22 protein-coding genes and 1 other RNA gene are annotated in these 24318 nt (G+C 66.6%); 16 read left to right on the top strand and 7 right to left on the bottom strand.

The window, feature by feature from the left end; translation table 11 throughout:
- Nucleotide 1 precedes the first annotated feature (1 nt).
- Nucleotides 2-400, top strand: coding sequence for a type IV pilin protein (locus J5837_RS13875; RefSeq protein WP_244755959.1), 399 nt, complete (start codon nucleotides 2-4; stop codon nucleotides 398-400).
- A 19-nt stretch (nucleotides 401-419) separates the two neighbouring features.
- Here J5837_RS13875 and J5837_RS13870 read toward each other — a convergent pair whose 3' ends face one another.
- Both J5837_RS13870 and J5837_RS13865 read right to left on the bottom strand, forming a co-directional pair.
- Nucleotides 420-896: a glycine zipper 2TM domain-containing protein gene (locus tag J5837_RS13870; protein WP_210537354.1), complete on the bottom strand. Its 477-nt coding sequence runs from the start codon at nucleotides 894-896 to the stop codon at nucleotides 420-422.
- Between the two features lie 144 nt (nucleotides 897-1040).
- On the bottom strand, nucleotides 1041-1484 hold the full coding sequence (locus J5837_RS13865) for a cytochrome c (RefSeq protein WP_210537353.1): 444 nt from the start codon (nucleotides 1482-1484) through the stop codon (nucleotides 1041-1043).
- Between the two features lie 74 nt (nucleotides 1485-1558).
- On the opposite strand from J5837_RS13865, the gene J5837_RS13860 reads away from it, so the two are divergent.
- The 4 genes from J5837_RS13860 (at nucleotide 1559) to J5837_RS13845 (ending at nucleotide 5435) form a co-directional block, all read left to right on the top strand.
- The gene (locus J5837_RS13860) at nucleotides 1559-2344 is read left to right on the top strand and encodes a tRNA threonylcarbamoyladenosine dehydratase (RefSeq protein WP_210537352.1); all 786 of its coding nucleotides are present in this window, start codon (nucleotides 1559-1561) and stop codon (nucleotides 2342-2344) included.
- A gap of 50 nt (nucleotides 2345-2394) precedes the next feature.
- A complete protein-coding gene (locus tag J5837_RS13855; protein WP_210537351.1) occupies nucleotides 2395-3090 on the top strand; it encodes a hypothetical protein in 696 nt (231 codons plus the stop codon).
- A gap of 31 nt (nucleotides 3091-3121) precedes the next feature.
- Complete coding sequence (locus tag J5837_RS13850) at nucleotides 3122-4618, top strand: WS/DGAT/MGAT family O-acyltransferase (protein ID WP_210537350.1); 1497 nt, start codon at nucleotides 3122-3124, stop codon at nucleotides 4616-4618.
- Nucleotides 4619-4754: 136 nt separating this feature from the next.
- Entirely contained in the window at nucleotides 4755-5435 is a 681-nt protein-coding gene (locus tag J5837_RS13845; RefSeq protein ID WP_210537349.1) for a YiaD family glycine zipper/OmpA-like lipoprotein, read from the top strand.
- A gap of 77 nt (nucleotides 5436-5512) precedes the next feature.
- Here J5837_RS13845 and J5837_RS13840 read toward each other — a convergent pair whose 3' ends face one another.
- Nucleotides 5513-6079: a hypothetical protein gene (locus J5837_RS13840; RefSeq protein WP_210537348.1), complete on the bottom strand. Its 567-nt coding sequence runs from the start codon at nucleotides 6077-6079 to the stop codon at nucleotides 5513-5515.
- Nucleotides 6080-6318: 239 nt separating this feature from the next.
- Nucleotides 6319-6671: a transfer-messenger RNA gene (ssrA, locus tag J5837_RS13835) on the bottom strand.
- Nucleotides 6672-6851: 180 nt separating this feature from the next.
- Between ssrA and J5837_RS13830 the strand changes: the two genes are divergently transcribed.
- On the top strand, nucleotides 6852-9314 hold the full coding sequence (locus J5837_RS13830) for a S8 family peptidase (RefSeq protein WP_210537347.1): 2463 nt from the start codon (nucleotides 6852-6854) through the stop codon (nucleotides 9312-9314).
- A gap of 226 nt (nucleotides 9315-9540) precedes the next feature.
- Complete coding sequence (locus tag J5837_RS13825) at nucleotides 9541-11880, top strand: Tex family protein (protein ID WP_210537346.1); 2340 nt, start codon at nucleotides 9541-9543, stop codon at nucleotides 11878-11880.
- Nucleotides 11881-12012: 132 nt separating this feature from the next.
- Here J5837_RS13825 and smpB read toward each other — a convergent pair whose 3' ends face one another.
- Entirely contained in the window at nucleotides 12013-12507 is a 495-nt protein-coding gene (gene smpB / locus J5837_RS13820; RefSeq protein WP_210537345.1) for an SsrA-binding protein SmpB, read from the bottom strand.
- A 70-nt stretch (nucleotides 12508-12577) separates the two neighbouring features.
- On the opposite strand from smpB, the gene J5837_RS13815 reads away from it, so the two are divergent.
- Entirely contained in the window at nucleotides 12578-13009 is a 432-nt protein-coding gene (locus J5837_RS13815) for a type II toxin-antitoxin system RatA family toxin (RefSeq protein ID WP_210537344.1), read from the top strand.
- Nucleotides 13006-13260, top strand: a complete 255-nt coding sequence (locus J5837_RS13810; RefSeq protein WP_210537343.1) for an RnfH family protein — start codon at nucleotides 13006-13008, stop codon at nucleotides 13258-13260. The genes J5837_RS13815 and J5837_RS13810 overlap by 4 nt, the downstream gene beginning before the upstream one ends.
- 32 nt (nucleotides 13261-13292) lie before the next feature.
- Here J5837_RS13810 and J5837_RS13805 read toward each other — a convergent pair whose 3' ends face one another.
- Complete coding sequence (locus tag J5837_RS13805) at nucleotides 13293-13691, bottom strand: outer membrane protein assembly factor BamE (protein ID WP_210537579.1); 399 nt, start codon at nucleotides 13689-13691, stop codon at nucleotides 13293-13295.
- A gap of 114 nt (nucleotides 13692-13805) precedes the next feature.
- Between J5837_RS13805 and fur the strand changes: the two genes are divergently transcribed.
- Nucleotides 13806-14207: a ferric iron uptake transcriptional regulator gene (gene fur, locus J5837_RS13800; RefSeq protein ID WP_210537342.1), complete on the top strand. Its 402-nt coding sequence runs from the start codon at nucleotides 13806-13808 to the stop codon at nucleotides 14205-14207.
- Between the two features lie 148 nt (nucleotides 14208-14355).
- Here the strand turns inward: fur and recN are convergent, their stop codons facing one another.
- The gene (gene recN, locus J5837_RS13795) at nucleotides 14356-16023 is read right to left on the bottom strand and encodes a DNA repair protein RecN (protein WP_210537341.1); all 1668 of its coding nucleotides are present in this window, start codon (nucleotides 16021-16023) and stop codon (nucleotides 14356-14358) included.
- A gap of 223 nt (nucleotides 16024-16246) precedes the next feature.
- On the opposite strand from recN, the gene hrcA reads away from it, so the two are divergent.
- From hrcA to J5837_RS13765, 6 genes are all read left to right on the top strand, one after another.
- Nucleotides 16247-17299, top strand: coding sequence for a heat-inducible transcriptional repressor HrcA (hrcA, locus tag J5837_RS13790; RefSeq protein WP_210537340.1), 1053 nt, complete (start codon nucleotides 16247-16249; stop codon nucleotides 17297-17299).
- 50 nt (nucleotides 17300-17349) lie between these two features.
- Entirely contained in the window at nucleotides 17350-17868 is a 519-nt protein-coding gene (gene grpE / locus J5837_RS13785) for a nucleotide exchange factor GrpE (protein ID WP_210537339.1), read from the top strand.
- A gap of 98 nt (nucleotides 17869-17966) precedes the next feature.
- Nucleotides 17967-19895, top strand: coding sequence for a molecular chaperone DnaK (dnaK, locus tag J5837_RS13780; RefSeq protein ID WP_210537338.1), 1929 nt, complete (start codon nucleotides 17967-17969; stop codon nucleotides 19893-19895).
- A gap of 90 nt (nucleotides 19896-19985) precedes the next feature.
- The gene (gene dnaJ, locus J5837_RS13775) at nucleotides 19986-21101 is read left to right on the top strand and encodes a molecular chaperone DnaJ (RefSeq protein ID WP_210537337.1); all 1116 of its coding nucleotides are present in this window, start codon (nucleotides 19986-19988) and stop codon (nucleotides 21099-21101) included.
- 84 nt (nucleotides 21102-21185) lie between these two features.
- Nucleotides 21186-23066 carry a DUF3857 domain-containing protein gene (locus J5837_RS13770; protein WP_210537336.1) on the top strand — a complete coding sequence of 627 codons (1881 nt, stop codon included), beginning with the start codon at nucleotides 21186-21188 and terminating at the stop codon, nucleotides 23064-23066.
- Between the two features lie 84 nt (nucleotides 23067-23150).
- Entirely contained in the window at nucleotides 23151-24272 is a 1122-nt protein-coding gene (locus J5837_RS13765) for a prephenate dehydrogenase (protein WP_210537335.1), read from the top strand.
- Nucleotides 24273-24318 lie beyond the last annotated feature (46 nt).

Below are 24318 nucleotides of genomic sequence, written 5' to 3'. Positions count from 1 at the left end.
CATGAGCCAGAGGCGGACAGGGCAGGGGTTCACCCTGATCGAACTGTTGATCGTGGTCGCGATCGTCGCCATCCTGACGGTGACGGCGATCGCCAGCTACGAATTCGCGATGGTCAAGGCGCGAACCAGCGCGGCCAAGGGTTGCCTGACCGATCACGCGCAGTACATGGAGCGCTACTACACGACCGCCATGACCTACGTGGGAGCGGCGGCCCCGACCTGCAGCGACGACGTATCCCCGTTCTACACGATCAGCTACGCCGAAGATCCGACTGCCTCCGCCTATACGTTGCAGATCGTGCCGCAAGGACGCCAAGCCGAAGCCGACGGCAAGTGCGGCACCATGACCATCGACCAGACCGGCAAGAAGACCGCGACCAAGGCCGATTGCTGGAAGTAGCGCTTGTGCCGGCGTGGCCTCAGCGCAGCACGACCTGGCCGTTGACCACGCGAACGTAGGCGTTTTCGCGGATGCCGCCCAGGTTGCGCTGGTTGATCACCACGGTACGGCCGTCGTCCATGCGCACGGTGATGTCGTAGCTGCCAGCGGTACGGTTCTGGATGGCATTGCCGGCCAGTGCGCCAGCGGCGGCGCCGGCCACGGTGGCGGTGTTCTTCTCGCCCTTGCTGCCGCCGGTGTGTTCGGAAATCTGCCGGCCGGCGACTGCGCCGACGATGCCGCCCAATACCGCGCCGGTGGCCGAAGGCGCGGTACGCCCCGAGGCGATGCTGTCGACGCGCACCACCACGCCGCAGTCGTAACAGGAACTGCGCGAATACGAACCCGCGCCGTTGTTGTAACCGCCGCCGTAGGAAGGCCCGTAGCCGGGCGAGGTGGCGCAACCGGCCAGCGCGGCGGTGGCGATGGCAGCGGCAAGCATCAGACGGGTATTCATCGGGTTCTCCTTGGCCTGCGTTCGTCATGCGCGATGCGTCGCATCGCTCGTGACGCATGGTTGGCGGCGGCCGATGAACCCTGCGTCAACCCGGCGGATTCGCCGGGTTGCGCGTCAGTGGCGATTCAGTGATCGCCGCGTGGATCAGTTGCGGAAATCCTGGTGGCAGGCCTTGCAGGCACCGCCGATCTGCTTGGCCATCGCGGTGGCGGCGGCGCAGTCGGTCGGCGGCGCGGCCAGCGCCGCGTCGAGCTTGCCGCGGAAGTCGCTGGCATGGGCAACAAAACGCTGGTCTTCGGCAAGACTGGGGAAGGCGATTTCCAGGTCGTTGCCCATCGCCCGCAGGGTGCGCGCATAGGGCACGGTATCGGTGGCGGCGCAGCGGTTGCTCTTCACCGTCGCATCCAGCAGGTCCATCTGCTTGCCCATCACGTGCATCACGCTGTGCGGGAACGGATCCTGCCGTGCCTGGATCGCTCGCATCGCGAACACGGTGCCCACCGCGCCGACCACCAGGCCGAGCAGGAACAGGAACAGATAGCGGGAAGCGTTCGACTTCTTGGCGGTGACGGGCGTTTCGCTGGCCATGCGGCGGGCTCCTTGTGTTGGAAGGCCCATGGTACGACGGCCGTCACGGTATCCGCCACGGGTACAATTCGCCGATGAAAAAAGAACTGCGCGAACGCTTCGCCGGCATCGATCGGCTGTACGGGCAGGGCGCCGTCGAGGGCTTCGCCGCCAAGCGCGTGGCGGTGGTCGGGCTGGGTGGCGTTGGCTCGTGGGTGGTCGAAGCCTTGGCGCGTTCGGGCGTGGGCCACTTGAGCCTGATCGACGCGGACGACCTGTGCGTGTCCAACACCAACCGGCAGTTGCCGGCGCTGGAGGGACAGTACGGGCGCAACAAGGCCGAAGCCGTCTCCGAGCGTTGCCGTGCGATCAATCCGCTGATCGAAGCAGAGGCGGTGCCCGCATTCGTCACCGCCGGCAACCTCGAGGAGATGCTGGGCCGCGGTTTCGACCTGGTGCTGGATGCCTGCGACAGTTTCCGCACCAAGGTCGAGATGATCGCCTGGTGCCGGCGGCGCAAGCTGCCGATCATCGTGTCGGGTTCGGCCGGCGGTCGCACCGACCCGACCCAGATCCGCATCCGCGACCTGTCGCGTACCGAGCACGACGCGTTGCTGGCGCTGGTGCGCAAGAAACTGCGCGGCGAATTCAACTTCCCGAAGAATCCGCAACGCTATTTCGGCGTGCCTGCGGTGTATTCGCTGGAGAACGTGCAATACCCGCAGGCCGACGGCAGCGTCTGCGGCCTGCGTCCGCAGCTGGGCGCCGACGCGGCGTTGAAGCTGGATTGCGGTGTCGGCCTTGGCGCGGCCACCCACATCACCGGCGCGTTCGCCTTCGCGATGGTCGGCAAGGCGTTGCAACTGCTGCGCAAGCCGTAACCGTCCGCCTGGATCCGGTATCCCTGTCGCTTTCATCGCGGGGTTTCGCAATGTCCGGATACCGCTTTTCCTTCGATCCGCGCAACCTTTCGGCGCTGGTCGCCTTGGGTTGGCTGGCTTCGTTCGCCCATGAGTTCACCCACCATGCGGCCGCGGCGCTGCTTTGCGGCGGTGTCGGCCGCATGAGCTTGAGCCTGTTCGTGACCGCCGACGGCTGTGGCGCTCGCTGGCCCTGGACCACCGCCGCCGGTCCGCTGTTGAGCTATGTGCTGATGTGGACAGGCATGGCGCTGTTGTTGCGCCGACGCGCGATCTGGTGGGGCTTCGCGCTGGTCATCTCGAACAAGCCGCTGATGCGCCTGGTTACCGCCGTGGCTGGCGGGGGCGACGAGAGAATGCTGTGGGACCTGGCTTCAGTAGGTTCCAGCCGCTGGCTGGCGACCGCCAGCGTGGCGTTGCTGTGCTTGCCGCCGCTGGCAGCCTGCTGGCGGGCCTTGGCGCCACCGCGTCGCGGTCCGGTGCTGGCCGGGGCCTTGATGTTGCCGATGTTGCCGCTCCTGGGCGTGCCTTTCCTCGATCATGCGTTCTACGGCGGGTGGATCAGTGGCGAACGCGTGCTGCCTGCGATGTTCGGCGTGCCATGGTCCGTCTGGGAAATAGAAGTGGGTGTGCTGATCCTGTTGCTGGCTTTGCACGGCGCGCTCGTCCGTCGTGGCCGTGCGTTGACCGCCTTCGGCGCAACATGATTCACTCACGGCCAGTCCGGGGAGGATACCGATGGCCATTTCCACACAGCGCGCGAAGCGGCCTGCAGGCGAAGGCCAAAGGCGGTCCAAGCGCGAAGCGATGTCGCGCGTCGATACCGCATGGCTGCGGATGGAGCGGCCGACCAACCCGATGATGATCACCGGCGTGCTGATGCTGGACGAGCCGATGACGCTGGAACGGCTGAAGCGGCTGATCCGCGAGCGCTTCCTCGCCTATCCGCGCTTCCGGCAGAAGGCGGTCGATACGCCGGCCGGCGCATCGTGGGTCGACGATGCGAATTTCGACCTCGACTGGCACGTACGCATTTCGGCATTGCCGGGGCGCAGCGATCCGCGTTCGGAAAAGCGTGCGCTGGAGCGTTTCGTCAGCCAGTTGGCGTCTTCGCCCCTGGACAAGACCAAGCCGCTCTGGCAATTCCACCTGGTCGAGAAATACGGCGGCGGCTCGGCGGTGGTCGCGCGCATCCACCACAGCTATGCGGATGGCATCGCCCTGGTGCAAGTGCTGCTGTCGCTGACCGACGTGCAGCGGAAGCCGGAAAAGCAGGCCGACCTGGGCAGTGCCTGGCTGAAGCAGGACGGCGCCGGCGTCGCGCGCCGGGTCGGTGCGATCGACCGCTACATGAAGCTGGGCGGCAAGGTGCTGGGCAAGGGCATGGAGATGGTCCAGGACCCGACCCTGGCCACGATGCTGGCGAAGGAGGGCGGCGAGATCGGCCGCGAACTGTTGGCTGCATTGGCCCTGTCCGACGACCCGCCGACCTTGTTGCGCGGCAAGCTGGGGGTCAGCAAGCGCGTCGCCTGGGCCGAGCCGCTGGATCTGGACGAGGTGAAGGCGGTCGGCCGCGCCTGCGATTGCACCGTCAACGACGTGCTGATGGCCGCTGCGGCCGGTGCGCTGCGCGACTACCTGCTGGAGCGGGGCGAAAACATCGACGGGGTGACTCTGCGCGCGACCGTGCCGGTCAACCTGCGTCCGCTGGAACACGCGCGCAAACTGGGCAACCACTTCGGTCTGGTCTTCCTCGAATTGCCGGTCGGCGAACCCAATCCGATACGCCGGGTCGAACGCGTCGCGGAATGCATGAATAACCTAAAGAATTCTCGCCAAGCCATTGTCGCATTTGGGCTTTTGGCGGCGCTCGGCATGGCCCCGGCAGCATTGCAGGGCGTGGCCCTGGAACTGTTCAGCCGCAAGGCCACGGCAGTGGCGACCAACGTGCCCGGCCCGCAGCAACCGCTGTACCTGGGCGGCAGCAAGCTGCGGGAACTGATGTTCTGGGTACCGCAGACCGGGTCGATCGGCCTGGGCATTTCGATCCTCAGCTACAACAACCGGGTCCATTTCGGCCTGATCGCCGACGCCAAGCTGGTGCCCGATCCGGATGCGGTCATCCGCCGTTTCGGCAGCGAGTTCGACAAGCTGCTGTACCTGGCGCTGATGGGCGATTGGGACCGCACCTTCGACGCCGAATCCGCATTGGCGCTGTTGCCCGCCGAAAGCTGAACGGCGCCGGGGGAGCGGTTCGCACCGGAATGGCGGCTTTTCATCGCGTTCATGTTCGTCTTGGCAGTCTTCGCGGCGAATGCTTCCCAGCTTCGGCGTTCCCTCGCGCCGGGCATCCACCCCAAGGAGTCGCACCATGAAGACCACGCTGAAGATCGGCTTGCTTGCCGCAGTGTCCGTCGCCACCCTCGGCGGCTGCGCCAGCTACACCGGCCAGACCAACGATCCGAACGATCCCAACCGAACCCGCACCGGTGCGCTGATCGGCGCCGGCATCGGCGCGGTGGCCGGCCTGCTCAGCGGCGGCAACGCCACCGAACGCCGCCAGCGCGCGATGGTCGGTGCGGGCATCGGCGGTCTGACCGGTGCCGGCATCGGCGCCTACCAGGACCGCCAGGAAGCCGAACTGCGCCGCCAGACCGCCGGTACCGGTATCGACGTCAGCCGCGAAGGCGACGTGATCAAGCTGAACCTGCCCGACGGCGTCACCTTCGACTTCGGCAAGTCCGAGCTGAAGCCGCAGTTCTATCCGGCGCTGAACAACGTGGCCAGCACCTTGCGCGAATACAACCAGACCATCGTGGAAGTGTCGGGCCATACCGACAGCGTGGGCAGCGATGCGGCCAACCAGGCTCTTTCCGAGCGCCGTGCCGCCTCGGTCGGCCATTACCTGGAAGGCCAGGGCGTGCAGAGCGCGCGCCTCGAGCTGGTCGGCTTCGGCGAAACCCGCCCGATCGCCAGCAACGACACCGACTCCGGCCGTGCGTTGAACCGCCGCGTCGAGATCCGCGTGGTACCGCTGCGCGCGCAGGGCTGATCCACGCGATCGCCGCAACGAAGAACGGGCCGCGAAAGCGGCCCGTTTTCTTCTGGTCGGCGGGAGAGCTGCCGGGTTCACAGCCAGTAGGCGACGCATCCCAGCCACGCGGCCATCGTCGGGATGACGAAAACGCCGAGTACCTGCTTGGTATTGCGGATTCGCGGCCCGAAAACGGCGTGCAGCAAAAGGCCGGGGCCGAGCAGCATCCCGATGTAGAACGCTCCGCCGCTCATGCCGGCCGAAGCCCCGGTGATCCAGATGGCCGCGGGCAGATGGACGGCCATGCGCGCTTTCCATATCGCGTCGTGACCGGCGCCATTGATCGAAGCCATGTCGATCATCGCATCGCAGAACAGCCACAGATAACCCGCGAATTTCAGTTCGACCCCGCCGGGCAGCAATTGCACCACCGGAACGAGGGCGAGGTGATACAGCAGTCCCATGCAGTCGCCGATGAAAAGGCTCCGGCGTTTCAGGGCGAACATGAACAGCCATCCGCACAGCGACAGCAGCGGAAGGAAGGCGACGTAGGGATTGGAATGGGTAAGCACGTTGGAACTCCTTGGACAATCGATGAGAGGAAGTGGCGCAACGCGCTCAATCCGCTCGAACGATGCCAAGAAGGCGGCAACGACGGGCAAGCACTGGCGCGTGCTTCCGTCGCGGTCCGCGGCCCATCACGGGCTGGAAAACCTGTTCGTCACGAACAGTGGCCGGGGCTCACCAAGATACCGGCCTGCCATTTTCGACGCCCGCATCATAAGTCGCGGCGCCGATGCTTGCCAGGCGCGCGGACATAGGGTGGGCAGATGATCGAAAAAATTCGGGCCGAGAGTGACCTCGGCCCGAACGGTTGATAGACAGGTGACTATCAGTTGGATGGTGGAGCTGGCGGGAGTCGAACCCGCGTCCGAAGGCACTCCATCCCCGGCACTACATGCTTAGCTCACCGTTGGATCTCGCCCCCCGACAGCACGGTGCGCAAAGCGCATCGGAGGACCAGCCTGTAAGTTCAGCCGGGGCAGACAGGCGGCCACCTCGGCTGTACCCCGTGATAATGACCCTACATCCACGAGCACGGGCACAAGTGGGTTCGGGGCTTACGCCTTAAGCGGCGAGAGCGTAGTTGTCGTCGTTGGCAACTAGATGTTTGCCGCTGGATTTACGAGGAAAGCTGCCCCCTCGGCATGCGCCAGGCAATTTCGCAACCCCCGTCGAAGCCAGTGCAGCCCCATGGGTGTCGTCATTGCTGACCCCGGCAGTGTAGGGGCGGGCGACCGCCGTCACAAGTTTGGAGACTGAACGGGGTTATCGTGGCTTCACCGTCATTCCGCGTGGCTGGCTCCGCGGCTGCCTTGCGTTTTGAGTGGGGAAAGGACGCCGGACCGCCGGCAACAAAGGGAGCAAACACGCATGGCAACCCGGAAACGCACCGTCGCGAAGACGACGAAGACAGCCAAGGCGGCGAAGAAGTCGACGAAGCCGAAAGCCCGCAAACGCGCCGCGGCCAGGCCGGCGGAAATGGAAGCGCTCGCCGCGACCGACTTCATGGCGATGGCGCAGGGCGAGGCCAAGACCGTGGTCTACATCCACGGCATCGGCAACAAGCCGCCCGCCGAGGTGTTGCGCGGGCAGTGGGACATGGCGTTGTTCGGCCGCAACATGGGCGAGCGCACGCGCATGGCCTACTGGGTCGACCGCGAACGCTATCCCACCCCCGAGCCCGGCACCCGCAACGATCGCGACCAGGGCCCGACCATCAACCTGGCCGAACAGCGGGTGATCAGCGCGCTGGGCGTGCATGCGCCGCGCAAGGAGCTGCGCCAGCTGGCCAGCGAAATCGCGCAGACGCCGCGCGAGGAACAGTTGCTGCAGGACATCCTGAAAGAGATGGGCGCCGACCGTCCGGCCGCCGGCGGCACGCGCAAGCGGGGTTTGCTGGACGAGATCAACGAAGCGCTGCTGCGCCTGGTATCGGCGGCGCTGCTCGAGGACGTGCACGACTTCTTCTTCGTGCCGGCGCGGCGCGAGGCGATGGAGCGCAGCCTGCGCGAGCGCCTGCTGGCCGGCGGCGGGCCGTTCGTGGTTGTAGCCCACAGCCAGGGCTCGATGATCGCCTACGAAGTGCTGCGCAAGATGGATCCCAAGGTCTGCGACGTGGCCCTGTTCGTCACCATCGGTTCGCCGCTGGGCCTGTTCGCCGTGCGCAGCATGTTCAAGCAGCGCCTGAAGAAAAAGAAGCTGCCGTTCCCGGCCTGCATTCGCCACTGGCACAACGTCGCCGACCGCGCGGACCCGGTCGCGCTGGACGGCGACCTGCGCGACGACATCGACATCAAGGCCGGCGACACGCGCTTCAGCAACGTGTGGCACGCCGGGGCCAACCTGGAAAGCCCGCGCACGCCGCATTCGGCGTCCGGATACCTGTCGAACCCGGCGCTGCGCGCACGCGTGCGGCAGGCGGTGGGAACGGGTTTCGACCAGCCGGTTTCCAATACCGTGTTGATCAAGGACCTGTCGGACCAGTTGGAGTCGCAAGGCCCCGACTATCGCCACGAAACCTTGATCGAGATGGACAAGCTGCATTCCGGCGAGCGCGACGTCGAGGCTTCGCGCACCGCGCTGCTGGCCAGGATCCGCGCGATGGCCGGCGCCAGCACCGGCCTGTCCGGCGAGCAACTGGACGACGCTATCTGCCTGGAAGACAGCCTGCAGCGTTACGTGTCGGCGCGGCTGACCCGGTTCGAGATCGAATCGCTGCGCAACGACTATCGCCAATACAGTTTCAAGCGGTTGTGGCGCGATGCCGGCAAGCGCGCACTGTTGAACCAGTCGCGCAGCGTGTTGCAGGCCGATGCCGCGCAGAATGCCTATCGCGCCGGCGGCAATCGCATCGGTTGGGCGGTGCTGGATACCGGCATCCGCGCCGACCATCCGCATTTCAACCAGCGCGACAAGCCGGCCACGGTCGAAGCGCAGTGGGACTGCACCCATCGCGGCGCGCCAAGGAAACTGACCCGTGCCGACGGCGACGCCTTCCACAAGCTGGACCACGACGGCCACGGCACCCACGTCGCCGGCATCATCGCCGGCAGTTGCCGCGCGCCGTTGCCGGGCGCGGACGGCACGCCGGAGGAGGTGGCGTTTTCGGGCGTCGCGCCGGAAGCGAAGCTGTACGGCTTCAAAGTGCTGAACGACGATGGCGAAGGCCGCGATTCGTGGGTGATCAAGGCCGTGCAACAGGTCGCCGAAATCAACGAGAAGGCGGGCGAGCTGGTGATCCATGGGGTCAACCTGAGCCTGGGCAGCGACTTCGACCCGGAAAGCTACGGTTGCGGCTTCACGCCGCTGTGCAACGAACTGCGCCGGCTGTGGCGCCAGGGCGTGGTCGTGGTGGTGGCGGCAGGCAACGAAGGCCTGGCCTACCTGGTGCAGGGCGACGGCGAGGCGTATCCGACCAACATGGACCTGAGCATCGGCGACCCGGCCAATCTGGAGGACGCCATCGCGGTCGGTTCGGTGCACAAGAGCAGTCCGCACAATTACGGCGTGTCGTATTTCTCCTCGCGCGGGCCGACCGCCGACGGCCGGCAGAAGCCGGACGTGGTCGCGCCGGGCGAGAAGATCGTCTCCGCGCACCATGGCTTCCATTTGGCCAAGCCGGAAACCTGGATGGTCGAGATGAGCGGCACCAGCATGGCCGCGCCGCACGTGTCCGGCGTGGTGGCCAGCTTCCTGTCGGCGCGACGCGAATTCATCGGCTTCCCCGACCGGGTCAAGCGCATCGTGCTGGACAACTGCACGGACCTGGGACGCGATGGCTACATGCAGGGCAAGGGACTGCCGAACCTGATGCGGATGCTCGGCTCGACCTGATTTGTTCCTGTGGAAGCGGCCTTGGTCGCGAACGCTTTTGTAGAGTCGAGCTTGCTCGACTGCTTTTTGTCCGGCAATCCTGAGAGGCAAGAGTAGTCGAGCAAGCTCGACTCTACGCAAGCCAAGCCCGGATGCGAGCTGGCCACTCATGTCAAGGCTCCACTTGCGCTGCGACGCTTGCGACAATCGGCCTTCCGCAACGACGAAAGCGCCACGCGAATACGCAATGCAGGACCGCAACCCGAAGCTCGACCAGCACATCGCCGCTACCATTGCCGCCGAAATCGGCGCGCAGACCGCGCAGGCCAAGGCCGCCATCGCCCTGCTCGATGAAGGTGCGACCGTTCCGTTCATCGCCCGCTACCGCAAGGAAGTCACCGGTGGCCTCGACGACACCCAGTTGCGCAACCTCGAGACACGGCTGACCTACCTGCGCGAACTGGAAGAACGCCGTGCCGCGGTGCTGGCCAGCATCGACGAGCAGGGCAAGCTGAGCGACGAGCTGCGGGCGGAGATCGAAGCGGCCGACAGCAAGTCGCGCCTCGAGGACCTGTACCTGCCGTACAAGCCCAAGCGCCGCACCAAGGCGCAGATCGCCCGCGAGGCCGGCCTGGAGCCGCTGGCCGACGGCCTGCTTGCCGACCCGACGCGGGTGCCGGAGGAATTCGCCGCGGCCTTCGTCGACGCCGAAAAGGGCGTGGCCGACGCCAAGGCCGCACTGGACGGCGCGCGCGCGATCCTGATGGAGCGCTGGGGCGAAGACGCCGCACTGGTCGGCGAGTTGCGCAACTGGATGAACGACGTCGGCGTGATCCGCGCGCGCGTCGCGCCAGGCAAGGAGGAAGCCGGGGCCAAGTACCGCGACTACTTCGACCATGCCGAGAACCTGGCGAAGATTCCCTCGCACCGGTTGCTGGCGCTGTTCCGCGCGCGCCGCGAGGAAGTGCTGTTCCTCGACCTGGAGCCGGGCAGCGACGCCGAAGCCGGCCACCTGCAGGCCGAAGGCCGCGTCGCCGCGCACGCCGGCGTCAAGGCGCAGGGCAGGGCGGCCGACAAGTGGTTGCTCGACAGCTGCCGCTTGGCGTGGAAGGCGAAGCTGCACCTGCACCTGATGCTCGACCTGTTCGCGCAGGCGCGCGAGAAAGCCGAGGCCGAGGCCATCGCGGTGTTCGGCGACAACCTCAAGGATCTGTTGTTGGCCGCACCGGCCGGGCCGAAAGCGGTGCTCGGCCTCGATCCGGGCCTGCGCACCGGGGTGAAGGTGGCCGTGGTGGATGCGACCGGCAAGCTGGTCGATACCGCGACGATCTATCCGCACGAGCCCAAGCGCCAGTGGGACCCGTCGCTGCACGTCTTGCGTGCGCTGTGCCTGAAACACCAGGTGCAGCTGGTTTCCATCGGCAACGGCACTGCCAGCCGCGAGACCGACAAGCTGGCCGGCGACCTGCTCAAGCTCGTTCCCGAGCTGAAGATGCAGAAGATCGTGGTCAGCGAAGCCGGCGCGTCGGTGTACTCGGCTTCCGAATTCGCGGCGAAGGAATTCCCCGGCCTCGACGTGTCCCTGCGCGGCGCGGTTTCCATCGCACGCAGGCTGCAGGATCCGCTGGCCGAACTGGTCAAGATCGAACCGAAGGCGATCGGCGTCGGCCAGTACCAGCACGACGTCGACCAGTACCGCCTGGCCAAGGCGCTGGACGCGAAGGTCGAGGACTGCGTCAACGCGGTCGGCGTGTACGTGAACACCGCGTCGGCGGCGCTGTTGTCGCGCGTTTCCGGCCTGTCCTCGGCAGTGGCCGAGAACATCGTCGTGCACCGCGACGCCAACGGTCCGTTCAAGAAGCGCAAGGACCTGCTGAAGGTACCGCGCCTCGGCGAAAAGACCTTCGAGCAGTGCGCTGGCTTCCTGCGCATCGCCGACGGCGACGAGCCGCTGGACGCGTCGTCGGTGCATCCGGAAGCCTATCCGGTGGTCGAACGCATCCTCGCCGCCGGTGGGCGGCAGGTGAAGCAGATCATCGGCGACAGCGCGTTCCTGCGTTCGCTGAAGGCCGAGCAGTTCACCGACGAGAAGTTCGGCGTGCCGACCGTGCGCGACATCCTCAAGGAACTGGAAAAGCCCGGCCGCGACCCGCGTCCGGAATTCAAGGCGGCGAAGTTCGCCGACGGCGTCGAGGACATCAAGGACCTGCACGAGGGCATGATCCTCGAAGGCGTGGTCAGCAACGTCGCCGCGTTCGGCGCGTTCGTCGATATCGGCGTACACCAGGATGGGTTGATCCACATCTCGGCGCTGAGCGACAAGTTCGTCAAGGATCCCCGCGAAGTGGTCAAGGCCGGCGATATCGTCAAGGTGCGCGTGCTGGAAGTGGACGTGGCGCGCAAGCGGATCGCATTGACCCGGCGCTTGGAGGATGTGCCTGCGCCAGCGAAGCGCGAGGAACGCAACGATGCTTCCCGCGATCGCGGTGGCCCGCGCGGGCAGGGCGGCAAGCCGTTCGCGCAGAAGCAACCGCCGGCAAACAATGCGCTCGCCGCGGCCTTCGCCCGGGCGCGCAGCAGCGATTGAAGAAGGTAGGGTGGGCACGTTTTTCGTGCCCACCATTGCGGCGACGGTGAAGGTGGGCACCAAAAGCGTGCCCACCCTACGACACTGGAAAAGCAGAAGCATTCGCGACCAAGGTCGCTCCCGCGAGTTAGGTCACGCGTCGCGGTTGTGCCGGCGCATGGCCCGCTGTTTCTCGCGCTGCCAGTCGCGTTCCTTGCTGGCTTCGCGCTTGTCGTGGGCCTGCTTGCCCTTGGCCAGCGCCAGTTCGGCCTTCACTTTGCTGCCTTTCCAGTACAGCGCGGTCGGGATCAGGGTGTAGCCGTCGCGTTCCACCTTGCCGATCAGGGTATCGATCTCGCGCTTGTGCAGCAGCAGCTTGCGGGTGCGGCGGTCGTCGGCGACGACATGGGTCGAGGCCTGGATCAGCGGGGTAATCTGCGCGCCGAACAGGAAGATCTCGCCCTTGCGCACCACCGCATAGCTTTCGCCGATGTTGGCGCGGCCGGCGCGGATCGCCTTCAGCTCCCAGCCCTGCAGGGCCATGCCCGCCTCGTAGCGCTGCTCGAGGTGGTAATCGTGGCGCGCGCGTTTGTTCAGCGCGATCGTCCCGGTGCCGTTTGTTTTATCCTTGTCCGACTTCTTGGCCATGTGGGCATTGTCGCATAGCAGGCAGGCGCCCCCGGAAGCCGCGAACCCGGCACACAGCAAGAAATCCCGCATGCAATCCATCCGCCGCAGCGCCCTGGTCGAACACTCCGCCACGCGCATGTTCGATCTGGTCAACGACGTGGCCGCGTACCCGCGCCGCTTCGACTGGTGCGAAAGCGCGGAGATCGTCGAATCGTCGGAAGACCGGCTGGTCGCACGGCTGGACCTGGGCCTGGGCTCGCTGCGGACCTGGTTCACCACCGAAAACCGGTTGGAACGCCCGCATCGCATCGAGATGAACCTACGCGACGGCCCGTTCCGCAAGCTGCACGGACGCTGGGATTTCCACGCGCTGGACGAGTCGGCGTGCAAGGTCACCCTGACCCTGGAATTCGAACCGACCAATCGCTTGCTGGGGCCGGCCTTCGCCCTGGGTTTCCAGGGCCTGGCCGACCGCATGGTCGACGACTTCGTCCGCGTCGCCGACGGCGGGCACCGTTGAAGGTCGAAGTGATCCAGGCGTGGCCGGGGCGGTTCGAGGCCCGAACGGTCGAACTCCCCGAAGGGGCGAGAATCGCCGACGCGGTTGCCGCGGCAAGGCTGGCCGCGGGGGAAGCGATCGCCGGTTATGCGGTGTTCGGCGTGTCAGCCGAGGCGGCGACGCCGTTGCGCGACGGCGACCGCGTGGAATTGCTGCGCGCCTTGCAGGTGGATCCGAAGGAAGCGCGTCGGCGGCGGGCCGGAAAAAACTAAGGCGGGCATTGCCCGCCTTGCGGAAAGCGCGCTCAGCGGCCGCGCTTGTTCTTGTCTTTGTCTTTCGCCAGGTTGTTGCCAAAACGGCGATTGGCGTTCGATGCCAGTTCCAGGTCCTGTTCCGGGAAGTACTCGCCTTCCCACTTCACCACCGCGTCGTTCTCGAAGTACACGGTCAGGTTCTTGACCTCGGTCTTGCCGACCCGCTTGACCCGCTCGCTGGCGGTGTAGTCCCAGCGCTGCGCGTGGAAGGGGTCGGCGATGGAGGGCGAACCCAGCAGTGCCAGCACCTGCTGTTTGCTCTGGCCCACCGCGAGCTGGTCGACCGCGCTCTTCTCGATCAGGTTGCCCTGGTAGATCGGCTGCCGGTACAGGATGCCGCAGCCGGCGGTGGCGAAGGCGACGATGGAGACCAGCAGGGCATTGCGCAGGATCGGGTGCATGCGGAGGACAGGGGTGAAAGACCCCGCGATGATACACTCCCGGCCTTCGCCGCAACCCCGTACAGGCAGCTGGCGCTAAACCGCCAATGAACGGAGCAGACGATGGAATCTCAGGAGCTACGCAAGGCAGGGTTGAAGGTCACGCACCCGCGGATGCGCATCCTGGAACTGCTGGAAAACAGCAAGCCGCGACACATGACCGCCGAGGACATCTACCGGCACCTGCTCGATCACGGCGACGAGATCGGCCTGGCCACGGTGTACCGGGTGCTGACCCAGTTCGAGGCCGCGGGGCTGGTGCTGAAGCACAACTTCGAGGGCGGCCAGGCGGTGTACGAACTGGACCGCGGCGAACACCACGACCACATGGTCGATATCGACACCGGCAAGGTGATCGAGTTCTCCAGCGACGAAATCGAGGCCCTGCAGCGCAAGATCGCCGCGCAGCACGGCTACGAGATCGAGGAGCACGCGCTGGTGCTGTACGTGCGCAAGAAGCGCTGACCTGTGGGAGCGACGTAAGTCGCGATTTCGAAGCGACGGACTGCGGGCTGCCGCGACACACGGGGGGGCGAAGCTTCGGGATTCTGCCGTGGCTCCGTGAAGGTCATTGACTCCGGGTTCGCGACTTACGTCGCTCCCACAATGTGGGTCAGCCCGCGTCGGCCAGCAGGCGCTTCGCCGCCGCACGCGCTTCGCGGCTGACCTCCACGCCGCCCAGCATCCGCGCCAGTTCCTCTTCGCGCTGCTTCGGCGACAGCGCTTCGACCGCGCTCTGGGTCATGCCTTCGACCGGCGCCTTGCTGACCCGGTAATGCGCATGGCCTTGCGCCGCGACTTGCGGCAGGTGGGTCACGCACAGCACCTGTCGCTGCGAACCCAGCGCCCGCAATTTCTGCCCGACGATCTCGGCGACCGCGCCGCCGATGCCGGAATCGACTTCGTCGAACACCATCGTCGCCACCGCGTCCGAGCCCAGCGCGGCGACTTCGATCGCCAGCGACACGCGCGACAGCTCTCCGCCGGAAGCGACCTTGCGCAGTGCGCGCGGCGGCTGGCCGACGTTGGCGGCAACGAGGAATTCGACCCGTTCGGCGCCCTGCGGGTCGGGGCGCTCGGTTTCGTTCGGCTCGATCTCCACCTCGAACGTTCCCCCGCCCATGCCCAGCTCGCCGATCAGGGCGCTGGTGGCCGTGGACAGCGCTTTCGCTGCGGCCTTGCGGCGCTTGCCCAGCGCCGCGGCGGCCTCGCGCCAGGCGCTGCGTGCGGCATCGATTTCGCCGTCGAGTTTGCGCAGGCGTTCGCCGGCACCGCGCAACGCGTCGAGTTCGCTGGAAATCGCGTCGCGTTGCTCGCCCAGTTGTTCCGGGGCGATCCGGTGCTTGCGGGCCAGGTCGTGCAGGCGGCCGAGGCGGCGTTCCATCTGTTCGAACTTCACCGGGTCGGCGTCGAGGTCGTCGCGGATGCGGTCGAGCTGGGCCAGCGCTTCGTCCAACTGCACCTGCGCGCCTTCGAGCAGCCCGTCGACCTCGCGCAGGCGCGGCTCGTGTTCCAGCACCCGCACCAATGCCGCGCGGACCTGCTGCAGCGCCTGCCCGGGGGAAGCCTCGTCGTCGCCGGACAGGCGGGCGAATGCGGCGTTGCAGGCGTCGATCAGGCCGGCGGCATGGGCCTGGCGGCGGTGGTCGGCGTTCAACGCGGCGATCGAATCGGGCGCGAGGTCTTCGCGTTCCAGTTCCGCCAACTGGTGCTCGAGGTAGGGAATGCGCTCGGAAGCGTCGCCCTGTTGCGACAGCGCCTCGCGTTCGCCCAGCAACCGGCTCCAGTGCGCGGCGGCGGCGGCCACGGCGTCGCGTTCGGCCTGGTTGGCGGCGAAGTTGTCGAGCAGGGCCAGCTGGCTGGCGCGGGAGAGCAGGGCCTGGTGTTCGTGCTGGCCGTGGATTTCGACCAGCAGCGCGGCCAGTTCGGTCAGCTGCGCTAGGGTCACGGTGCGGCCGTTGATCCACGCCCGCGAACCGCCGTCGGCGCGGATCACCCGGCGCAGCAGGGCTTCGTTGTCCTCGTCCAGTTCGTTGTCGCGCAGCCAGGCCAACGCCGGAGCGCCTTCGTCCAGGGCGAATTCGGCCGACAGCTCCGCGCGTTCGGCGCCGTGGCGGACCACGCCGCTGTCGGCGCGCAAGCCGGAAAGGAAACCCAGGGCATCGACCAGCAACGACTTGCCGGCCCCGGTTTCCCCGGAAATGACGGTCATGCCGGGGCCGAATTCGAGTTCGGCCGCGCGGACCACGGCGAAATCCTGCAAGGTCAGGCGTTTGAGCATGGGGCGGCATTGTAGCGGCGCGGGTCGCAAAAACCGGGACGGGCGAGCAGCGCTTTTGCCTTGCCCCCTTTTGAAAAGGGGGCTACGGGGGATTTGCTCTTGCTTTTGCTTCACCGCCAAAAAGCAAATCCCCCTCAATCCCCCTTTTGCAAAGGGGGAAGAAGAACGAGCCGGCCCTCTGCGTCGGCTTGCAAACCCCGCCGGCCGGGGCTATCTATCCGCCATGAATTCGCCTTCGCCCGGCCAGAACCTCCGCCTCGACCCGCGCGCGCGCCAGCTGCTGCGCACGCTGATCGCCCGCTACATCCGCGAGGGCGAGCCGGTCGGCTCGCAGACCCTGGCCCGCCACGCGGGGTTGGATGTCAGCCCGGCGACGATCCGCAACATCCTCGCCGACCTCGAGGACATCGGCCTGTTGACCTCGCCGCATACCTCGGCCGGCCGCGTGCCCACCGCACAGGGCTACCGGGTGTTCGTCGATTCGCTGGTGCAGATGCAGCCGCTGGGCGAAAGCGAGGTGGCACGGCTGCGTTCCGAGCTGCCTGCCGGTTCGGGCACCCAGGCGCTGCTGGGCAACGCCTCGGAACTGCTGTCGGCGATGACCCATTTCGTCGGCGTGGTCAGCGCGCCCAAGCGCGAGCAGTTCGCCTTCCGCCACATCGACTTCGTGCAACTCGACAACCGCCGCGTGCTGGCGATCCTGGTGTTCGCCGACAACGACGTGCAGAACCGGGTCATCGAGCCGCGCCGCGCCTACGAGCCGGGCGAACTGGAGCGGGTCGCCAACTACCTGAACCAGCATTTCGCCGGCCGCCCGCTGGCCGAGATCCGTACCACCCTGCTGCGCGAGCTGCGCGCGGCCCGGACCGAGATGGAAGGCCTGCTGGCGCATACCTTGGAGCTGGCCGAGCACGTGCTGGTCCCGCCCGGCGACGACATGGTCCTGGCCGGGCAGACCAAGCTGATGGGCGTGCAGGACCTGTCGGACCTGGACCGGCTGCGCGAGCTGTTCGAGGCCTTCGCCCGCAAGCGCGAGATCCTGCAGTTGCTGGAGCGCACGATCAGTGCGCCCGGCGTGCGCATCTTCATCGGCGAGGAAACCGGGTTGGCCCCGCTGGGTGGCTTGTCGGTGGTCACCGCGCCGTATGTGTCCGGCGAGCAAGTGCTGGGCGTGCTGGGCGTGATCGGCCCCTCACGGATGGCCTACGACCGGGTCATCCCGGTGGTGCAGGCCGCGGCCGACGCGCTCGGGGCCGCCTTGAATCCGGAACGATAGACCCCATCCGTTCCCGGTCTGGCGGCATGGGAGCCGCCCAGGAAGCCTGAATGAGCCACCAAGAACCACACCCGGAAGCGCCGGGCATCGACACCCCCGAAAACCAGGAAAACGCCCTCCACGCCGAGCTGGAAAGCCTGCGCGGCGAACTGGAGCAGATGCGCGCCGAGCGCCTGCTGGAACGCGCTGACCTGGAGAACCAGCGCAAGCGCCTGGCCCGCGACATCGACCAGGCCCGCAAGTTCGCCAACGAACGCCTGCTGGGCGAACTGCTGCCACTGTTCGACAGTCTCGAGGCCGGCCTGGCCGCGGCACCGGCCGACGACCCGCTGCGCGCCGGGCTGGAGCTGACCCTGAAGCAGTTGCACAAGATCGCCGAGAACAACGGCCTCAGCGAAATCGCGCCGGCCGCCGGCGACAGTTTCGACGCCGAACGCCACCACGCGGTCAGTGCCGTGCCCAACGCCGACGTGCCGCCGGGCGCGGTCGTGCAGGTGTTCCAGAAGGGCTACGTGCTCAACGATCGCCTGCTGCGCCCCGCGCTGGTGGTGGTCGCGCAGCAGGACTGAACGGCGTCGCGGGCGCCGGCTTGAATGTTCCACGCCGGGCCCCACATTGAACCCATTCCCGGCCCGCGCCGGTACAAATTCCAGAGGGAGCAAGCAACATGGGCAAGATCATCGGCATCGACCTCGGCACGACCAACTCGTGCGTGGCGATCATGGACGGGGGTAAGGCCCGCGTCATCGAAAATTCCGAAGGCGACCGCACCACGCCTTCCATCGTCGCCTACAGCAAGGACGGCGAAGTACTGGTCGGCGCCAGCGCCAAGCGCCAGGCGGTGACCAACCCGAAGAACACCTTCTACGCGGTGAAGCGCCTGATCGGCCGCAAGTTCACCGACGCCGAAGTGCAGAAGGACATCGGCCTGGTGCCGTACGCGATCGTCGCGCACGACAACGGCGACGCCTGGGTGGCCACCTCCGACGGCAAGAAGCTGTCGGCGCAGGAAATCTCCGCTCGCGTGCTGGAGAAGATGAAGAAGACCGCCGAAGCCTTCCTCGGCGAGACCGTGACCGAAGCGGTGATCACCGTGCCGGCCTACTTCAACGACAGCCAGCGCCAGGCGACCAAGGACGCCGGCCGCATCGCCGGCCTCGACGTCAAGCGCATCATCAACGAACCGACCGCGGCCGCGCTGGCCTACGGCCTGGACAAGGGCGAAGGCAGCGGCGACCGCAAGATCGCCGTGTACGACCTCGGCGGCGGCACCTTCGACGTGTCGATCATCGAGATCGCCTCGGTCGACGGCGAGAAGCAGTTCGAAGTGCTGGCCACCAACGGCGACACCTTCCTCGGCGGCGAAGATTTCGACAAGCGCGTCATCGACTACCTCGTCGAGGAATTCCAGAAGGAGCAGGGCATCGACCTGCGCAAGGATCCGCTGGCCCTGCAGCGCCTGAAGGACGCGGCCGAGCGCGCCAAGATCGAGCTGTCCAGCTCGCAGCAGACCGAAGTCAACCTGCCGTACGTCACCGCCGACGCCAGCGGCCCGAAGCACCTCAACATCAAGCTGACCCGCGCCAAACTTGAGGCGCTGGTCGACGATCTGATCAAGAAGAGCATCGAGCCCTGCCGCATCGCCCTGAACGACGCCGGCCTGCGTGCCAGCGACATCAGCGAGGTGATCCTGGTCGGCGGCCAGACCCGCATGCCGAAGGTCCAGCAGGCGGTGGCCGAGTTCTTCGGCAAGGAACCGCGCAAGGACGTCAATCCCGACGAGGCCGTGGCGCTGGGCGCCGCGATCCAGGGCGGCGTGCTGGCCGGCGACGTCAAGGACGTGCTGCTGCTCGACGTGACCCCGCTGTCGCTGGGCATCGAGACCCTGGGCGGCGTGTTCACCAAGATCATCGAGAAGAACACCACCATCCCGACCAAGGCCTCGCAGACCTTCAGCACCGCCGAGGACAACCAGTCCGCGGTGACCGTGCACGTGCTGCAGGGCGAGCGCGAACAGGCCCGCTACAACAAGTCGCTGGCCAAGTTCGACCTGACCGGCATCGAGCCGGCGCCGCGCGGCATGCCGCAGGTTGAGGTGTCGTTCGATATCGACGCCAACGGCATCCTGCACGTCAGCGCCAAGGACAAGAAGACCAACAAGGAACAGAAGGTCGAGATCAAGGCCGGTTCGGGCCTGTCCGACGAGGAAATCCAGCGCATGGTGCAGGACGCGGAAGCGCACCGCGACGAGGACAAGAAGTTCCACGAGCTGGTGCAGGCCCGCAACCAGGCCGACGCGCTGATCCACGCCACCCGCAGCGCGGTCACCGAACACGGCAGCAAGGTGCCGGGCGACGTGATCGGCCGCGTCGAAGGCGCCATCGCCGAGCTGGAGACCGCGATCAAGTCCGACGACAAGGGCCAGATCGAGGCCAAGACCAAGGCGCTGGAAGAGGCCGGCCAGTCGCTGTACGCCGCGGCCGCGGCCGGTTCGCAGCCGGGTGCCGACGCCGGCCAGCCGGGCGGTGCTTCGACGGGCGGCGACGACGTGGTCGATGCCGAGTTCACCGAAGTCAAGGACGACAAGAAGTCCTGAGGTCCGTGATCGGGCGATGAGTAACCACGACGGGCAGGCCAGAACCTGCCCGTCGGTGTTTGGCAGTACCGGGGAACGACGGCGACAACGATGAGCAAGCGCGACTACTACGAAGTGCTGGGCGTGGCCCGCAACGCCAGCGAGGAAGAGCTGAAGAAGGCCTACCGTCGCTGCGCGATGAAATTCCACCCCGACCGCAACCCGGGCGACAAGGCCGCGGAAATCGCGTTCAAGGAATGCAAGGAAGCCTACGAAGTGCTGTCCGACGGCGGCAAGCGCCGCATGTACGACCAGCACGGGCACGCCGCATTCGAGCACGGCATGGGCGGCGGCGGACCGGGTCCGGCCGACATGGGCGACATCTTCGGCGACATCTTCGGCAACATCTTCGGCGGTGGCGCGCGCCAGGCGCGGCGCGGCGCCGACGTCGGCTACGTGATGGAACTCGACCTGGAGGAAGCCGTTTCCGGCGTCGAGAAGCGCATCGAGATCCCGACCCTGGTCGCCTGCGCGCCATGCCACGGCAGCGGTTCGGAAGACGGCAAGACCGAAACCTGCAGCACCTGCGGCGGCCGCGGCCAGGTACGCATGCAGCGCGGCATTTTCGCCATGCAGCAGACCTGCCCGCATTGCCATGGCAGCGGCAAGATCATCCGGAATCCCTGCAAGACCTGCCACGGCGCCGGCCGCGTCGAGGAAGAGAAAGCCTTGTCGGTGAAGATCCCCGCCGGCGTCGACAACGGCGACCGCATCCGCCTGCAGGGCGAAGGCGAGGCCGGACCCCCGGGCACGCCACCGGGCGACCTGTACGTGGAAGTGCGCGTGCGCGAGCACGAGATCTTCCAGCGCGACGGCGACGACCTGCACTGCGAAGTGCCGATCCGCATTTCCCAGGCCGCCTTGGGCGACACCGTGCGCGTGCCTACGCTGGGCGGCGAGGCCGAGATCCGCATTCCGGCCGAAACCCAGACCGGCAAGCTGTTCCGCCTGCGCGGCAAGGGCGTGAAGTCGGTGCGCAGCCGCAGCGAAGGCGACCTGTTCTGCCGCGTCGTGGTGGAAACCCCGGTCAACCTGACCGCCGAGCAGCGCGAGCTGCTGGAGAAGTTCGAAGCCACCTTCGTTGGCGACGAAGCGCGCAAGCACTCGCCGAAATCGGCGACCTTCCTCGACGGGGTCAAGGGTTTCTGGGATCGGATGACTTCCTGAGCCGGCATGGCCGGCCCTTGTGTACGATGGCGTCGGGCCCGCAACGGGTCCGAAGGACATCGGGGACACACAGGAGGTTTTGCCGTGGGCATTGTTCCGAGCAAGCGGGCGTTGGCGCCCGTCTTCGCGCTGGCGTTCGCGTTCATGGGCGTCGCCCATGCGGCCGCGGACGACCGGCCCTACCAGATCGAATATACGCGCATCGACTACACCGTCGATGCGGACGGGCGCTATGTCGAATCGCGTGAAACGGCCACGAAGGTATTGAAGGAATCCGCTTTGTCCTATCTCAAGGACGCATCGGTTTCCTACAGCACCAGCGTGCAGAAGGCGGAAGTGGCCGAGGCCTATACGCTGAAGCCCGATGGTCGCAAGGTGCCGGCGCCGCCGGGGAACTTCCAGGTCAGCGCCCAATCCGGCCAGTCCGGGGATTCGCCGGTGTATTCGGACCAAAGCACGCTGACGGTGGTGTTCCCCGAACTGGCGGTCGGCGATACGGTGGTATTCCGCTATCGCCTGACCGCTTCGCAGCCTATGTTCGAAAAGCACTTCTCGGTGCTGGAGAACTTCAGCCCGGCCACGTACTACGGCGATGTTCGCGTCACCGTGGACGCGCCGGCGACGCTGGTTTCGCGGTTCCAGGGCTGGAAGATGGCGCAGGGCGAGGCGACTCGCGGAGACAGGCGGGTGGTGACCTGGACCTGGCGCAACCGCGAGCCGGTCGATCCGGAAAGCCTGCGCGACAGCGTCTTCGACCCGACGCGCTATCCCGGCTACGCTTATTCGACCTTTTCGGATTACGGGCAGATCGCAGCGGCCTATGGCGCCAAGGCCGATCCGAAGGCCGAGCCTACACCGCGCATCCGCAAGCTGGCGGACGAACTGGCCGGCGATGCCGGCGACCCACGCGAGATCGCCAAGCGCCTGTACGAATGGGTGGCGCGCAACATCACCTATGCGGGCAACTGCATCGGGCTTGGGGCGGTGGTGCCGCGCGACCTGGATGTCGTACTGAACAACAAGATGGGCGACTGCAAGGACCACGCCACCTTGTTGCAGGCGCTGCTCAAGGCCAAGGGCATCGACAGCACCCAGGCGCTGGTCAACGCCGGCGACACCTACGTTTTGCCTGACATTCCCGTGGCCTCGATGGTCAATCACGTGCTCAATTACGTGCCGTCGCTGGACATGTACCTGGATTCGACTGCGTCGACCGTGCCTTTCGGCAGCCTGCCTCCTGCTGACGCCGGCAAGCGGGTGCTCCTCGTGCATGGTTACGGCGAGGACACGAAGACACCGGCGCATACCGCCGGCCGGGACACCCAGCGGCTGACGACCCGGGTGAAGATCCTCGCGGACGGCTCGGTTAAGGGCTCGCAGCAGCTGGCATTGACCGGACGTTTGGCGGTTGCCATGCGAGAGCAGTTCCGAAACATGGGCGAGAGCGATTCCAAGCAACTGGTAAAGCGCTATTTCCAGGGCAGGGGTCTGGCTGCCACAGGCGCGGTCCGCTACGCGGACCCGGTGTCGACTTCCGAGGATTTCACCCTGGAAGCCGACTTCGATGTCGCGCAGCTTTTGGCCATGCCGGGCGGCATGCAGGTGCAGCCCTGGTTCGTCAGCCTGGCGCCGATTACCTCGGTAGTGGCCGGCAACTCCGGCGTTGCCGACGCACCTGCAGGCGAAAGCAATTGCGGCAGCCTGATCAGCGAGGAAAGCTACGAGCTCGAGTTTCCGCCGGGTTTTCGCATCGCCGCCACTCCGAAGGACGTGGCCTTGCAGCGGGACAACGTGACCTACACCGCGAAGTACCAGCGTGACGGAAACCGCCTGAGCGTGCAGCGCAACCTGCGGGATCTGACGCCGGGCCCGACCTGCACCGCCGAGTACAACACCGGATATCGCGCGCTGATGCGGGAAATCCTGCGCGACCTGCGCTCGCAGGTGGTGTATCTGCCCGAATGACGGTTCCTGACACCTGAAACCAATTCCGTTTCCTAGAATGACGCCCGGAGTTTCCGGGCGTTTTTCTTTTCGGGCACAGGTCTTTTGAGCGAATACAAACCCGTCATCGGCATCGTCGGCAGCGAAGGCGCGTACGGACGCTGGCTGGCGCAGTTCTTCCGCGAGCGCATGGGCCTGCAGGTGCTGGGGCGCGATCCGGCCGCCGCGGATTCGCCGGGCGAACGCGAGTTGATCGAGCGCAGCGACGTGCTGGTGTTTTCCGCCCCGATCCGCCGCACGCCGGCGCTGATCGCCGAATACGTGCGCATCGCCGACGGCACCGAGCGCGGCAAGCTGTGGCTGGACGTCACTTCGATCAAGTCGCCGGCGGTCGCGGCGATGCTGCAGTCGCGGGCCGAGGTGGTCGGCCTGCATCCGATGACCGCGCCGCCGAAATCGCCGACGCTGAAGGGCCGGGTGATGGTGGCCTGCGAAGCGCGGCTGGGTGCGTGGCGCGGCTGGTTCGAACACTTCGTCGCCGCGACCGAAGCGCAATGCGTGCCGGCCACGCCCGAGCAACATGACCGGGTCATGGCCCTGGTGCAGGCGATGGTGCATGCCGCGCACCTGGCCCAGGCCGGGGTGATCCGCGAATACGCGGACGAATTGGGTGGCCTGGAAGGCCTGCTGCCGTTCCGCACCGCGGCCTTCGAGATGGACGCGGCGATCCTGTCGCGGATCCTGTCGCTGAACCCGGCGATCTACGAGGACATCCAATTCGGCAATCCCTACGTCGTCGGCATGCTCGACAGGTTGGTCGAACAACTTTCGCGACTGCGCGACGCGGTCGGGCAGGGCGACGAAGCGGCGCGCACGGATTTCCGCGAAGGTTTCTTTGCCGGCAACCGCGCTGCGCTGGGGGAGCGCGCTTTGGCTGATGGCAATTACAACTACGAACGCCTGGGCTACCTGCTCGCCGACCTCGCCGACACACAGGCGCTGAGTATCCACCTGCCGGAAGACCGGCCCGGCTCGTTGCGCGTGCTGCTGCACGTGTTCGAACGGCATGGGATCAGCATCGCGTCGCTGCACTCCTCGCGCACGCCGGCGGGCGAGGTGCATTTCCGCTTCGGCTTCGACAGCCATACCGAAACCGGCGCGCTGCTGGCCGCGGCGATTGAGGTGGACGGCAGCGGCATCGGCCGCGTGCTGCCGTCGGATAAATAATCCGCAGATACCGGGCTTGCCTGGCAGGAAGCCACGACGTGGGAGC

Source organism: Pseudoxanthomonas helianthi, assembly GCF_017939625.1.
In the GTDB taxonomy this organism is placed as follows: Bacteria; Pseudomonadota; Gammaproteobacteria; order Xanthomonadales; family Xanthomonadaceae; genus Pseudoxanthomonas_A; species Pseudoxanthomonas_A helianthi.
The sequence above is the reverse complement of the archived record's forward strand: the minus strand, read 5'-3'. Positions and strand labels throughout refer to the sequence as shown.